This is a genomic window from Marinobacter shengliensis (assembly GCF_030297115.1).
In the GTDB taxonomy this organism is placed as follows: domain Bacteria; phylum Pseudomonadota; class Gammaproteobacteria; order Pseudomonadales; family Oleiphilaceae; genus Marinobacter; species Marinobacter shengliensis.
This window is the reverse complement of the sequence record NZ_AP028062.1, coordinates 3,473,834-3,487,137: the sequence shown is the minus strand read 5'-3', so window position 1 is coordinate 3,487,137 and position 13,304 is coordinate 3,473,834. Positions and strand designations below refer to the sequence as shown.

16 protein-coding genes are annotated in these 13,304 nt (G+C 58.8%); 5 read left to right on the top strand and 11 right to left on the bottom strand.

Annotated elements, in window-relative coordinates:
* Nucleotides 1-6 precede the first annotated feature (6 nt).
* From ahbB (QUE75_RS16010) to QUE75_RS15990, 5 genes are read right to left on the bottom strand one after another with little or no spacing between them, the layout of a single operon-like run.
* Nucleotides 7-513, bottom strand: a complete 507-nt coding sequence (gene ahbB, locus QUE75_RS16010) for a siroheme decarboxylase subunit beta (protein ID WP_286251717.1) — start codon at nucleotides 511-513, stop codon at nucleotides 7-9.
* Nucleotides 488-976, bottom strand: coding sequence for an Lrp/AsnC family transcriptional regulator (locus QUE75_RS16005; RefSeq protein ID WP_138435429.1), 489 nt, complete (start codon nucleotides 974-976; stop codon nucleotides 488-490). The genes ahbB (QUE75_RS16010) and QUE75_RS16005 overlap by 26 nt, the downstream gene beginning before the upstream one ends.
* A complete protein-coding gene (gene ahbB, locus QUE75_RS16000) occupies nucleotides 960-1,496 on the bottom strand; it encodes a siroheme decarboxylase subunit beta (protein WP_286251714.1) in 537 nt (178 codons plus the stop codon). Before ahbB (QUE75_RS16000) ends, QUE75_RS16005 begins: the two co-directional genes overlap by 17 nt.
* On the bottom strand, nucleotides 1,493-1,957 hold the full coding sequence (locus tag QUE75_RS15995; RefSeq protein WP_286251712.1) for an AsnC family transcriptional regulator: 465 nt from the start codon (nucleotides 1,955-1,957) through the stop codon (nucleotides 1,493-1,495). Before QUE75_RS15995 ends, ahbB (QUE75_RS16000) begins: the two co-directional genes overlap by 4 nt.
* A gap of 29 nt (nucleotides 1,958-1,986) precedes the next feature.
* Entirely contained in the window at nucleotides 1,987-3,714 is a 1,728-nt protein-coding gene (locus QUE75_RS15990) for a nitrite reductase (RefSeq protein WP_286251710.1), read from the bottom strand.
* Nucleotides 3,715-3,930: 216 nt separating this feature from the next.
* On the opposite strand from QUE75_RS15990, the gene QUE75_RS15985 reads away from it, so the two are divergent.
* From QUE75_RS15985 to QUE75_RS15965, 5 genes are read left to right on the top strand one after another with little or no spacing between them, the layout of a single operon-like run.
* The gene (locus tag QUE75_RS15985; RefSeq protein ID WP_228715438.1) at nucleotides 3,931-4,269 is read left to right on the top strand and encodes a c-type cytochrome; all 339 of its coding nucleotides are present in this window, start codon (nucleotides 3,931-3,933) and stop codon (nucleotides 4,267-4,269) included.
* A gap of 43 nt (nucleotides 4,270-4,312) precedes the next feature.
* On the top strand, nucleotides 4,313-5,515 hold the full coding sequence (locus QUE75_RS15980) for a cytochrome D1 domain-containing protein (protein WP_396631667.1): 1,203 nt from the start codon (nucleotides 4,313-4,315) through the stop codon (nucleotides 5,513-5,515).
* Nucleotides 5,499-6,299, top strand: a complete 801-nt coding sequence (locus QUE75_RS15975) for a PhnD/SsuA/transferrin family substrate-binding protein (RefSeq protein WP_286251704.1) — start codon at nucleotides 5,499-5,501, stop codon at nucleotides 6,297-6,299. The genes QUE75_RS15980 and QUE75_RS15975 overlap by 17 nt, the downstream gene beginning before the upstream one ends.
* Nucleotides 6,296-7,078 carry a CbbQ/NirQ/NorQ/GpvN family protein gene (locus QUE75_RS15970; protein ID WP_286251703.1) on the top strand — a complete coding sequence of 261 codons (783 nt, stop codon included), beginning with the start codon at nucleotides 6,296-6,298 and terminating at the stop codon, nucleotides 7,076-7,078. Before QUE75_RS15975 ends, QUE75_RS15970 begins: the two co-directional genes overlap by 4 nt.
* Nucleotides 7,050-7,424 carry a hypothetical protein gene (locus QUE75_RS15965; protein WP_286251701.1) on the top strand — a complete coding sequence of 125 codons (375 nt, stop codon included), beginning with the start codon at nucleotides 7,050-7,052 and terminating at the stop codon, nucleotides 7,422-7,424. Before QUE75_RS15970 ends, QUE75_RS15965 begins: the two co-directional genes overlap by 29 nt.
* A gap of 216 nt (nucleotides 7,425-7,640) precedes the next feature.
* On the opposite strand, the gene QUE75_RS15960 is transcribed toward QUE75_RS15965, so the two are convergent.
* The 6 genes from QUE75_RS15960 to QUE75_RS15935 form a co-directional block, all read right to left on the bottom strand.
* Nucleotides 7,641-7,880 carry a cytochrome C oxidase subunit IV family protein gene (locus QUE75_RS15960; RefSeq protein WP_286251698.1) on the bottom strand — a complete coding sequence of 80 codons (240 nt, stop codon included), beginning with the start codon at nucleotides 7,878-7,880 and terminating at the stop codon, nucleotides 7,641-7,643.
* A gap of 12 nt (nucleotides 7,881-7,892) precedes the next feature.
* Nucleotides 7,893-8,468 carry a cytochrome c oxidase subunit 3 gene (locus QUE75_RS15955; protein ID WP_286251697.1) on the bottom strand — a complete coding sequence of 192 codons (576 nt, stop codon included), beginning with the start codon at nucleotides 8,466-8,468 and terminating at the stop codon, nucleotides 7,893-7,895.
* 11 nt (nucleotides 8,469-8,479) lie between these two features.
* Entirely contained in the window at nucleotides 8,480-10,303 is a 1,824-nt protein-coding gene (locus QUE75_RS15950) for a nitric oxide reductase activation protein NorD (protein ID WP_286251695.1), read from the bottom strand.
* Between the two features lie 13 nt (nucleotides 10,304-10,316).
* On the bottom strand, nucleotides 10,317-11,267 hold the full coding sequence (locus QUE75_RS15945; protein WP_286251692.1) for a 4Fe-4S binding protein: 951 nt from the start codon (nucleotides 11,265-11,267) through the stop codon (nucleotides 10,317-10,319).
* Between the two features lie 62 nt (nucleotides 11,268-11,329).
* Nucleotides 11,330-12,745: a cbb3-type cytochrome c oxidase subunit I gene (locus QUE75_RS15940; RefSeq protein WP_286251691.1), complete on the bottom strand. Its 1,416-nt coding sequence runs from the start codon at nucleotides 12,743-12,745 to the stop codon at nucleotides 11,330-11,332.
* Between the two features lie 10 nt (nucleotides 12,746-12,755).
* A complete protein-coding gene (locus QUE75_RS15935; protein WP_072676399.1) occupies nucleotides 12,756-13,205 on the bottom strand; it encodes a c-type cytochrome in 450 nt (149 codons plus the stop codon).
* Nucleotides 13,206-13,304: the final 99 nt, after the last annotated feature.

The window sequence follows — 13,304 nt, the reverse complement described above, 5'->3', positions numbered from 1 at the left end:
TGCTCCCTATTTCCTCAGCCGCAATCCGGTTTTCTTCAGGATGGCGGAGCTGTAGAGAATGGTGTGGCCCGAGCAGCTTTCGCCAAGTAGTTCCCGAATCTGCTGAGCCTTGTTTTCCACTTCATCCCGGCTGGTGCCGTGGACCATGGCGAACAGGTTATAGCTCCAGTAAGGCAGGTGTCTGGGGCGCCGGTAGCAGTGGCTGACAAACGGCAACTCGCCCACTTTCTCACCGAGTTCAGTAATGGCCTCGTCGCGGACATCCCAGACGGTCATACCGTTGAAACGGTATCCGAGTTTGTAATGGTCTGGCACGGCTGCCACCCGGCGAATAATTCCGGTTTCCTGCATACGCTGGAATCGGGCAAGCACTTCGTCGGCGGGCATAGCGAGCTGGTGCCCGAGTTCGGCCCAGGGGTCGGGCACCAGAGGCAGACCGCCCTGGGTGGCCAGGATCAGTTCCCGATCCCGGTCACAGAGTTGGTGATCAGATCGGGAAGTGGAGGTGGACATGGAACTCCTGCTCCTTGGGCATGTTGTAAACCGGGTAGCCGGTGAGGTCTTCAATCTGGCTGATGGTGTCGGCAATCGCTTCCGGAGTTTCGGTGGCCAGCACAAACCACATATTCAGCTCATGCTCCCGCCGGTAGTTGTGGGCCACTTCGTCGAAGCGGTTTACCTGCTCCGCTACTCGCTCAAAGTCCTGTTCGGGAATGCGCATGGCGGCGAGGGTCAGGCCGCCCCCCATTTCGCCGGCGTGGAACATGGGGCCGAAGCGGGTCAGGGTGCCGTTGGCGAGCAGAGCCTTGAGGTGGTCCAGCAAGTCCTGTTCGGTCATGCCGATTTCCTCGGCCACATCTTTATAGGGCGTTCTGGTTAACGGCAGCCCTGTTTGCAGGCGGTTGATGATCGCCCGCTCGACCGGTGTGAAATCCGGGACTTCGATACGGCTGTGTTGCTCAGCGGTCGCTGACATAGCGTCCTCCGCGCTGGAGGTAGGCTTTGTTACTGAACAGAACGGCATGGGGGATGCCTTCCAGCCCGTGTTCGAGAACAAGCTGTTCGAGCTGGCTTTGAACACGGTTTCGGTCAATGCCGTGAATCATGCAAAACAGGTTGTAGGGCCAGTCTGGCAGGCGCCGTGGGCGCTGATAGCACAGGGTGACTATCGGTGACGCGGCCAGGGCATTGCCCAGCTCGGATACCCGATCATCCGGCACGTTCCAGACGGCCATGGCATTTGCGCGATAGCCCAGTGTGCGGTGCTTCACCACAAGGCCAAGGCGCTTGATCAGCCCCTGCTGCTGCCATTGGCTGACCGCTTGCATGACCTGTTGTTCGGTCAGGCCGGTACGCTCTGCCAGGGCCAGATAAGGCCTTGGGGTCAGTGGCAGGCCGTTTTCGAGTTGCTCCCGGAGCCGCAGTAAACCCCAGGCGCTGATGGACTGGGTGTCAAACAGGTAGTTCTGATCCTGGCGGGTGGCGGGCAGGTTCATGGCAGCGCCTCCCAGTCGATATCGAAGCCAAGATCAATGTGATAACCCTCAACCATTGGAAGTCTTAGCATGGGTAGCTTCAAATGGTGTTCCAGTTCGTCCAGACGCTCTTCCAGAATGTCGTCATTGGGTGCTGTCATCACGAACCAGAGATTGTAGGTGTGCTCCCGGGCATAGTTGTGGTTTACCCCCGGGGCACGGTTGATCCGGGCGGCCACCAGATCCATCTGTTCATCGGGTGCCGCCACGGCAGCCAGCAGGCTGGCGCCCGCCTGGCTGTGCTCAAACACCGGTCCAACCCGGCTGAGCACCTGCTGTTCCTGCAGGGCAGACAGTCTTTCGATAACCTCTTCTTCGGTCAGGCCCAGTTCCCGGGCCATGTCCTCGTAGGGGCGTTCACTGACGGGCAGGTCACGCTGGTACCTGTCGATCAGTTGTCTGTCTACCATATCCAGTCTCATCAGATAGCTCCTCCGGGCCGGGGCCGGGATCAGTACACGTCGTGCTGGGTGTTGTAGACGTTGAACTTGCCGGTTGGTGTGACCAGGCGTTCGTCGTCGATGACTTTCTTCAGCTTGCGGGTCTTGTCATCCACCACCACGATGGCGGATTTCTTGTCCTGGGTATTCCAGACAGAGAACCACACCTCGTCACCCTTCACGTTGTACTCAGGCTGAACCACCCGCTTTGGTCCTTCACCCAGATTTGCCCATTCGGCAATGGGCAGCACTTCGTAGCCGGCATCAAAGTTGTTGATGTCAAACACCGCCACGCTCTGGCTGATGCTTTCCAGCGGATGCAGGGCGGTATCTACCCACAGGTTCTTGGACTTGGGATGGGTTTTCACGAACAGGGAACCACCGCCCTGGCCGTTGACCGTGCGAACCACTTTCCAGGCTTTGTCTGGATGGTTTTTCGGGTCGGTGCCGATCAACTGAATGGTCGGGTCACCCAGGTGAGACGTCGCCCAAACAGGGCCGTGCTCTGGATCGATGAAGTTGGCGCCACGGCCCGGGTGAGGGATCTTGCCAACGTCCACGATGGCCTCCAGGTTACGGTCCTGGGCATCCACAACGGCGATCTTGTCGGAGTTGTTGGCGGCGGTCAGGAAGTAACGCATGCTGGCGTCCCAGCCTCCGTCGTGCAGGTACTTGGCTGCATCGATAGAGGTGATGGTCATGTTGTCCAGGTCTTCGTAGTTGGCCAGCAGGATCTTGCCGGTTTCCTTGACGTTGATAATGAATTCCGGATGCGCGTGGGAGGCCACGATAGCGGCAACACGGGGTTCCGGATGGTATTCCTGGTCGCCCACGGTCATGCCCCGGGTGCCCACAATCTTCTTGGGCTCGAGGGTTTCACCGTCCATGATCACGAACTGGGGTGGCCAGTAGGTGCCGGCGATGGCGTATTTGTCTTCCCAGCCCTTGAACTTGGAGGTTTCAACAGAGCGTGCTTCCATGCCCACCTTGATCTTGGCGACGGTTTCCGGCTCTTTCATCCACAGGTCGATCATGTTCACCAGGGCGTCACGGCCGATCACGAACAGATAGCGGCCTGAAGCACCCATACGGGAGATGTGTACCGCATAACCGGTCTTGATAATCTTGGCGATTTCATGGGTGTCGCCATCGATCAGGGCAATCTCACCGGCATCACGCAGGGTCACGCTGAACAGGTTTTCCAGGTTCAGCTTGTTCATCTGCTTGGTGGGGCGCTTCTCGGGCGGGATCACCACTTCCCAGGTGGCCTTCATGTCGGCCAGGCCGAACTCGGGAGGCTGGGGTGGCTCGTGCATGATGTACTTGGCCATCAGCTCGACGGTTTCTTCGTCGAAGTCACCGGAGGTAAGCCAGTTCGGCATGCCAGCCGGGGAGCCGAAGCTGATCAGGGCTTTCAGGTAATCCATGCCCCGTTCCTGGGTGATATCGGTGGTCAACGGCTTGCCGGTCGCACCCTTACGCAGCACACCGTGGCAGCCGGCGCAGCGCTCAAAGTAGATCTGCTTTGCGCGGGCGAACTCCTCATCGGTCAGGTCGGGTGCGCCGGGGGTGCGGACCACTTTGGCAGACGCCGCATCAATTGAGCTTGGGGTGCCTTCGTAGGCTACGGCGGACTCATCAACGTTCTTGTGTGGCTGAGCCTGCGCCGTCATCACGCCCATAGACGTAATGGCCACCGCAAAGGCCAGAGGTTTGATCATCATGTCGGTCACTCTCATCAGGTTCTCTCCTTGGTGTTCAAGAGTGCTTACTAGGTTTCTCCTGTTGGTGTTTCTGAACATTGATTAATGTCACGGGTTTACATCTTTTCAAGAGAGTACCCCTAGGTGGGTATGCCCAAAGATCTCTGGCCGGGAAGGAAAAATTTAATCAATATCAAGGTTAAGAAGTTGGGTGTTCCTCAGCATGGAATCTCAGGCAGGGGAGGCGGTGAAATGAGTATCTTGTGGCCATCAAAGGTGAAGCGCTCAGTGCTCGTGATGTTTATGACTTCAGCGCTACCCGTGCTTGCCGGGCAGCCGGCAGAACAGCAAGTGCTAGCCAATTTTGTGATTCAGGATTGCGGTTCCTGCCACGGCCTGACCATGCGCGGAGGCCTGGGGCCACCATTGCGCCCGGACGATCTGGCCATGCTGCCAGAAGCCGCGATTGCAGCCATCATCCGCGAAGGGGTACCCGGCACGGCTATGCCGCCGTGGAAGGCCCTGCTAACGGATGATGAGATTGACTGGATCAGCGAGCAGCTGAAGTCCGGTGCTTTACTGAGTGACTGACGAAGCGCGAAACCGCCCCTTCGTCACTAACCAAGGAACTGCCATGAAAGCATTGTTTCGTTTAACGCTCCCGCTGCTGATGTTGGCCGTGCTGACCGGTTGCCAGTCTGTGGCCACCGCACCGGCGGACAATCTGCGGGGCACTGGTGACCTGGGCCTGATCATTGAACGGGCCACAGGCTCCGTTCTGGTCATTGACCATTCCGAGTACGAAATTCTCAGCCGGGTTGAGGGTTTGGGTGATTTGTCCCATGCCTCGGTGGTGTATTCCCGTGATGCCCGTTATGGCTATGTGTTCGGTCGTGATGGTGGGCTCACCAAAGTCGACCTGCTGACCCAGACCATCGTCAACCGGGTGATTCAGTCTGGCAACAGCATCGGCGGCGCCATTTCACAGGATGGCCGTTATGTGGCGGTGTCTAATTACGAACCTGGCGGCGTGAACATTTTTGATAGCCGCACCCTGGAGAACGTACTGACCCTGCCGGCAACCTATACCAACGCCAGCGGTGAGCAGGACCAGTCCAAAACCGTAGGGTTGGTGGACGCACCGGGCAATCAGTTTGTTTTCAGCTTGTTTGAAGCCGGCGAAATCTGGACGGTGGATATGGTTTCGCAGCCGCCGGTCGTCTCCCGCCACCCGGCGGGCAAACAACCCTACGATGCTTTGATCACTCCCGATGGCCGTTACTACATTGCCGGCCTGTTTGGTGAAGACGGCTTGTCCATGATGGACCTTTGGGCACCGGAGCAGGGCGTGCGAAGCATTCTGCCGGATTATGGCAAGGGCGAACAGCGCCTGCCGGTGTACAAGATGCCCCACCTGGAAGGCTGGGCCATCGCCGATGGCCACGCGTTTGTGCCGGCGGTTGGTCGCCATGAAGTGCTGGTGGCGACAATGGATGACTGGAGCATGGTGCAACGCATTCCGGTGCAAGGTCAGCCAGTGTTTGTGATGGCGAGCCCGGACAACCGCCAGATCTGGGTCAGCTTTGCCCATCCGGATAACGATGTGGTGCAGGTGATTGACGCCCAGACACGGGAGATCATTCGAAGCCTGGAACCCGGAAAGTCTGTTCTGCACATGGAGTTCACGCCCCGTGGTGAGGAAGTCTGGGTGTCGTCCCGGGACAGCGACCGGATAACCGTTTATAGCACCCGCACGCTGGAGGAAGTGGCCACCCTGCCGGCCCGTAAGCCGTCGGGTATTTTCTTTACCAGTCGGGCCCATGCGCTGGGGCTGTAAATTCCAATGGGGCTGGTGCGCGGCGTTGGTCGCCGCCGGCTTTGTGCCTGTGGCACCTGCTTTGGGCGCTGAAGCGCTGGAGTTGCGAGTGCATTCGGAGTTGGCGTCGTACACCGTGGCGCAAAAGCGTTTGCAGGCATATCTCGACCGGCAAGGGTGCGAGGCAAGCATAAACGTTGAGTTGGGCGAGCCCGCGCCGGGAGCAGAATTCGAGGATTGGGCCCTGCGCCCAGAGCTGGTTTTCTCCGCACAGTCTGTTGGGGGTGAACGGGTCCTCAAGGCTGTAAACCCGATAGGGCAAAGCCCGGTGCCGGTGTGGGTAACCCGGAAAACGTCGGGAGTCCGCTCACTGGCAGAGCTGCAGGGCCGGGATGTGTCCCTGGTGGCGGGCGCCGATCCGGTCGGCGGAACCGCAGCTTTACAGGCGTTGGCAGGGCAGGGTGTCACACCCACCCGGGGCCAGCGTTATTTTGCGGCAGATTACAGTTCCGCCCTTGGCCTGTTGCTACACAACAACACCCATGCGGCGGTTTCGGAACTGGGGTTTGTGTCGGGGTTGTTGGAATCGCAGGGGTTGGCGGTTACCTGGCAAGGCCAACCTGTAGAGGGTGCCGGCTGGTATCAAACAGCATTGGAGGGATCGGCTAGCCAGCTCGATCTATGCCTGGCGGCGCTGACCCGGATACGGAGATCCGATGACAGGCAGGTGTTTCAGTTATTCCCGGAATGGGTGTCCGGTTTTGTGCCACCCGAATCCACGCAAGAAAAGGATAGTGCTCCATGACTTTCTACCAGCCAGTAGGCAATGAAGTGGAACTGTTCAGCGCCGCTGCCGATAACGGCTTGCCGGTTCTGATTAAAGGCCCGACGGGCTGCGGTAAAACACGCTTTGTCCGTTACATGGCCGAAAAACTGGGCCGGCCGGTGTACACCGTCGCCTGTCATGACGACCTCACCGCCTCAGACCTGGTGGGCCGACATCTGATCGGCCCGGACGGCACCTACTGGCAGGATGGCCCCCTGACCCGAGCGGTACGAGAAGGTGGCATCTGTTACCTCGATGAAGTGGTGGAGGCCCGAAAGGACACCACGGTGGTGTTGCACCCGCTGGCCGATGATCGCCGGGAGCTGCCTATCGAACGCACCGGCGAACTGCTGCAGGCGGCGCCCGGATTCATGCTGGTGGTGTCCTACAACCCGGGCTACCAGAGCCTGCTCAAGGGCATGAAGCCGAGCACCCGGCAGCGGTTTGTGTCCATGAGTTTTGATTATCCGAAACCGGAAATCGAGCAGATGATTGTGCAGGAAGAAGCCGGCTGTGACGCTGATCTGGCGAAGCAGCTGGTGAGCCTGGCGGCGTCTTTGCGCAAGCTGAAAGATCACGATCTGGAAGAGGCGGCGTCGACCCGGTTGTTGATTCACACTGCCTATCTGATCCGTTCCGGCGTGCCGGCTGTTGAAGCCTGCCTCGCTGGTCTTATCGAGCCGTTGTCGGACGACGCGGTGACTGTCAATGCACTCATGGAGGTGGTGTATGCCTTATTCGGCCAGTCAGAAGAGTGAAACTCCGGGGGCGGTGGCCCCGGTGATCTGGTACCTGCTGAATTTGCTGGCGTTGCCGGTTATTGGTTTTCTAGTGTTGCTTTCGATTGCGATGAAGTCTGGAGACGATAATCCGATACGCCGGGCCCACAGCAAGGCAGGTGTCTATATGTCCATACTGGGCGCCGTGCTGATCAGCTCTGGTGTCCTGATTGCCTGGTTGATACACGGCAATACCGGCAGCTTCTGGACCTTCGCCATCGTCTGGGCCATCGTTCTTCACACAGCGTTTGTACTTTGGGGGATGATTGCTTTGGCGCAGGCTATTGGTGATAAGCCGCCTTATTTTCCGCGGCGCCTGTTGTGAAGATCTAGGTTTGGAGCGGGTCGCAGCCGGGTAGGCCTTTCCAAAACACGCTCCTTGCGGCACATCCATGTGGCGCTTGGGCTCCGCCATCCATGGCTCCGCACAGTTTTGGAAAGGCCTACCCGGCCGCTCCTGTCAACATTTTCATGGTATTCCGCGCAGTCACAGCGTGTTTTGGAAAGCCTATCCCACCGGCCTGTGGCTTACCCCAAAAGCTCAGGCAACAAAATGAATCCCCGCAAGCACCGCAACAACCACAACCGCCCAGCCCTGCGACGCCAATCGCCAGCCGAAGGGTGCGTGTTTCATTTCCATAAAGTGATCAACCAGTAACAGCGCTTTAACCAGCACCAGCACAAAGACCAGCCAGATAAGACCGGTGATATCCGCCCCCATTTGCATGGCAATCACTGGCGCCATCGTGCAAACCATCAGGATGATATAAACCGCGAACATGGTTTGGTCTCCTTACGCCAATACGTACAACATGGGGAACAGCACCAGCCAAACCAGGTCGACCATATGCCAGTAGGATGCGCCGGATTCCATGCCATTCATGTCGTCGCCGTTGTACTCGCCTTTTTTCACTTTTACCGCCAATACCACCAGGACGATCTGGCCCAGAACCACGTGCATGAAGTGGAAGAAGGTGAGGAAGAAATAGAACATGAAGAAGGTGTCGGTGCCCAGGTTGTAGCCGTTGCTGTAAAGGTCGGCGTATTCCCAGAGTTTGCCGAAGGTGTAGATGCAGGAGGCGGCGATGCCGGCCCACAGCAGCCCGGTTACGCCGGGTTTGCGGTCTCGCAGACGATGAACGGACAGGGCCACCAGGTAGCTGGCGGTGATCAGGCCGATGGTGTTGATCAGGCCGGTCCAGGGGTGCAGGGCTTCTTTGCCGGCGGCGAAGGTGGCCGGGTCGAGGCTGCGGGCGACGCCGTAGCCGATGAACAGGATGCCGAACACGGCCAGTTCCGCGAAGATGAAGAACCACACGGCGAGGTCGCCGGGCAGGTGCGGTGATCGGGCGGCCTGACTGTCAGCCATCACATCCTCCGTTATCGGGTCAGGTTCAGGTACAGCTTGGGCAGCTGTGCGGGCAGTTGGGTCGGGTCTTTGATGACCACGTAGTTGGTGCTGCCGAATACGTAGGGCAGGTACTCGTTGGCTTCTTCGTCAATGGTGACGCAGAACGGGGTCAGGCCGGCTTTGTGGGCTTCCTGTACGGCCATTCGGGTGTCTTCCACGCCATATCGACCTTCGTACAGGTCCAGGTCGTTGGGTTTGCCGTCGGTCAGCAACAGCAGGATCTTCTGATGCTCTGGCCGCGCCCGGAGTAGCTTGGTGGACTGGCGAATGGCTGCGCCCATTCGGGTGTAGTAGCCGGGCTCCAGGGCTTGTATGCGCCCGCGGCTGGTGTCGTTGTAGGGCTCATCGAAGCTTTTGATGTGATGGAAGCGGATGTGGTCCCGGCGCCGTGAGGAGAACGCAAACAGGGCAAACGGGTCGCGGCTGGCGGTGAGGGCTTCACTGAGTAATTGCAGACCATCCCGGGCGATGTCGATCACCCGTTGATTGTTGTTGATGTAGGTGTCGGTCGACAGCGAGATGTCAGCCAGTACCAGGCAGGCCAGGTCACGCTGGTTCTGTTTGCACTGGCGGAACAGCTTCTGGTCCATGTCGCCGGCCCCTCGTCTTTGCTGGACTACTCGCTCCAGGCAGGCATCCAGGTCCAGCTCTTCGCCTTCCCGTTGCCGTCGCTCCCATTGCCGCAGGGGTTTCAGGGCGCTGAACTGCCGACGCAGGGTTTGCGCCGGGTTTTTCAGGCGCTCCGGCAGGGGTGAGGGCACCGCTTCTCTGCTTAGCATGGGTTGCAGGCAGCAGAATTTTTCCCGGAAACCCTGACGGCGCCAGTCCCACTCGGGCAGGTGGATGCCCGGGCCCAGAAACAGGTCGTCGTTTTCCTCAGACGGCAGGTCCAGGTCAAACTTGATGGCGGATGAGGCTTCCCGGCGGTCCATGGAAATGGAGATCATGTCCATGTCATCGGCCACGGACTCCGCGTCGTCTTCCTCGCTGTCATCCCCGGCACGGTCCACGGGTATGAACTCGGACCAGGAGAACAGGCTTTCAAGCCGGAACAGCATGATGCCCTGGTCTTTATCAAAGGCATCCACCCGTTCGGCCCGGCGGCGCTTGCGTTTCTTGGCCAGGCCACCGGATTTGGACTGGGTGTTGTCGTCGCCAATGATCTGGCCTTTCAGTTTGCCGCGACCCAGTATCGGGTATAGCCAAAGCACCACTGGCCAGGGGTCGGTGAGGGCATCTGGCAGGTCGGTCACGCTGCCGGGGTGAATCAGCGCCTGGCGAATAGCGTTTTCACGCTCTGCTTCGTTGCCGCGCAGTGTGTCCGGGCGAGGTCGCCATTGCAGGGTGTGGCGCACCAGCCGCTGGTACATGGGTTCCAGCCCCGGCCATTGGCCAAGTAATTGTTGAACCATGGCCTGGTTGCCCTGCAGCCAGCTGTGGTGATGGATTTCTCCGAGTGAGGCCAGGGCCGCAAGCCACAGGTACAGTTCCCGGTTGATCTTTCGGGACGGAAACAGGGCCAGTTGTTCCGGCAGGCGCAGGCTTTCTTCATCCCGCCAGGCCAGTTCAAACTTGCGGTGGGTGCCGGCCAGTTTCTGCACGAATCGTCGGCGAATCTGGAAATGCCGGGGCTCGGCTGTCACCAGGCTCAGGGCCGGGTCGCCGCCCATGGCGCGGAACAGCACGCCCAGGGTGCGTGCTTCGTCTTTCAGGTGCACGGTGTGTTCGGGGAACTCGCCCATGGCCTGGCGGGTTACGTATTCGTGCCACTTTAATCCGACCCACTCTTCCATATCGACTCCTGAATCAGGCGCGGGTTTGGCGCGGAGGGGAATGTATCTGGCGTACCGGAATCAGTACGGTTTGTTTGCCAGGGGTTCCGGGCTCCCAGGTCAGCAGGGAACCTTGCGGGTTGTCTTTTTGCACCTCACGGCAGGCGCTCACACATTGCAGGCACTGGGTGCAGGAAAACTTGGCCCGCTTGTGGCTGCGGGTAGGCAGGCGCATGGGGCAGGCTTCATCGCAGGCCTTGGTGCAGTCCCGGCAGGCGGCGGCCCTTTCGGTATCGAAAGTCACCACCCGCCCTTTGCCGTTGGCCATCCAGGCAATGCTTTGAATCAACCCGAAAGCACAGCCGTATTTGCAGAACAGGTGCCGGGCGAAGAGAAAATCAAAGGTGAAGACGGCGGTGGCAACCGCCAGGAAGATAGCCGGGTACAGGCTTAGTTGGCCGGTTATCAGGTCCAGGTACAAAGGGATAGGCGGTAACAGGTAAGACAGCAGGGCCAAAGCCCAGGAAAAGCCGATGGCGGCGCACACCAGAGTCAGGCCCGCCCAGTGCAGGGCTTTGCCGGTGTTGCCTTTTTTCAGAGCTTCCCAGAGGGTCGGGCGGCCGGTAATTCTTGTCATCCTTTTGTTGATGATTTCAACCACCGAGAAATGCGGGCAAAGCCAGCCGCAGTAAATTCGCCCCCATTTCAGGGATATCCAGAGTACCAGGGGGACCAGGGTCAGTATGGGCAGCACAAACCAGAACAGGATCTGACCAGCCACTTCGGCCGGGGTGCTTTGCGCCACCCAATCAAGATTCAGGTTAAACGACAGGGGAAAGCCCAGCAGAATAAAGCGGGTTTCGGTCAGATCGTATCGGAAAATATTCAGGGCAGGCGCAAGCAGGAACAGCAGGAAAAAGGCGGTGCGGGTGATCAGCCGCTTTTGCTGCAGGTTGTCTTTGGGATTGACGGTTTGCGCATGCACTTGGGTTGTCCAGGGGTTCGGGGGATATGCCGGGGCCGGAAGGCCCCGGCGATCAGCCTTGGTCAGGCGTCAGCCGTCGCAGGACCGCGTACTTCCTCTTCCGGGCTTGCCTGGCCCTTGATGAAGAAACTGCCGAGGTACACGACCAGGCCCGCCATGAAGAAGGCGCCAGCGACGAATCGCATCCAGTAGAACAGGGCAATCTGATCCTGGCCGGCCATGAAGGACAGCGCAGCACCGCTATCGGGGATGCGTTGCAGCCACACCTGCAATACGCCTGCGGCGGTCAGGAACAGGGTGATGAACACCATGGAGATGGTCATCAGCCAGAAGCCCCACATTTCCACCACCTGCGCGGTGTTGCTGTTGCCGTAGGGGCGGCCACGCATGATGGGCACCGCGTAGGAAATGATGGTCAGTACGATCATCACATAGGCGCCGTAGAAGGCCATATGGCCGTGGGCTGCAGTAATCTGGCTGCCGTGGGTGAAGTAGTTCACCGGTGCCAGGGTATGCAGGAAGCCCCACACGCCCGCGCCCAGGAACGCCATCACGGTGGTGCCCATGGCCCAGAGCATAGCGGCCTTGTTCGGGTGATTGCGGCGGCGACGGTTGATCATGTTGAAGGCGAACACCACCATCATGAAGAACGGCAGCGGTTCCAGTGCCGAGAACACCGAACCCAGCCACAACCAGTACGGAGGCGGCCCAATCCAGAAGAAGTGGTGGCCGGTGCCGATGATGCCGGTAATCAGCGCCATGGCAACGATCACGTACAGCCACTTCTCGATCACTTCACGGTCTACACCGGTCAGTTTGATCAGCACATAGGCCAGGATGGCGCCCATGATCAGTTCCCACACACCCTCTACCCAAAGGTGAATGACAAACCACCAGAAGTACTTGTCGGTGGCCAGGTTGCTGGGGTTGTAGAACGCGAACAGCCACAGTACGGCCAGGCCAATCAGCCCCGTGATCAGGATGATATTGACCACGGTTTTGCGGCCCTTGAGAGCCGTCATGATGATGTTATAGAGGAAGCCAAGGATGACCAGCAGCAGGCCTATCTTGGTGAGCGTGGGCTGCTCCAGGAACTCCCGCCCCATGGTGGGGAAGTATTCGTTGAAGGTCAGCTCAGCGAGGCGGGCATAGTCCACGAATAGGTAGCCAAGAATGGTCAGGGTGCCGGCAGCGGCAAACACCCAGAACAGTATCCAGGCAAGCAACGGGCTGTGCAGTTCAGTTTGGGCTTCTTCCGGCACCATGTAGTAGGTGGCGCCCATGAAGCCGAACAACAGCCAGACAATCAGCAGGTTGGTATGAACCATCCTGGCCACGTTGAAGGGGATTTCCGGAAACAGGAAATCACCGACGACGTACTGAAGCCCCAGAACCAGGCCGAACACAATCTGGCCGACAAACAGGATCAGGGCAAAGATGAAGTAGGGCATGGACACCCTTTGCGATTCGTATTTCATGCTTGTTCCCTCAGCCTTCGATGTTGGGTGGCCAGTTGTTGTCGTCGATCTTGGATGTCCACTCCAGGAAGGCAGACAGCGCATCGATATCTTCATCGCTCAGATTGAAGTTCGGCATCTGGCGGCGGCCCGGGATGTTGGTAGGCATGGCGTTCATCCACGCCCGCATGTAGGACTTGAAGACCTCGGTGTCTCCCGCGCCACGGCGGTCAAACACGTTGGCCAGTTCCGGAGCAAAATAGGCACCTTCGCCCATGATGGAGTGACAACCCACGCAGTTGTTGTTCTCCCAAATGTGTTTACCGCGCACCACCTCTTCGGTGAGCTGATCGCGGTTATCCCGCTCGGGCATAGCCCGGACCTGTGTGTCAAAAGTCAGGGCCAGGAACAACAGGACGAAGAAAGCACTTCCTCCCAGATAGATGTTCCTGGCCATGCTTTTGGTAAAGCGCTCGGCCATTGGTCTCACTCCTTGCTTGTTGGAATACCTGACTGCCCTGCTAGGATATAAAGATGTATTCGTAATGCTATTGATGATTATCAAAGATGATGGCCAATT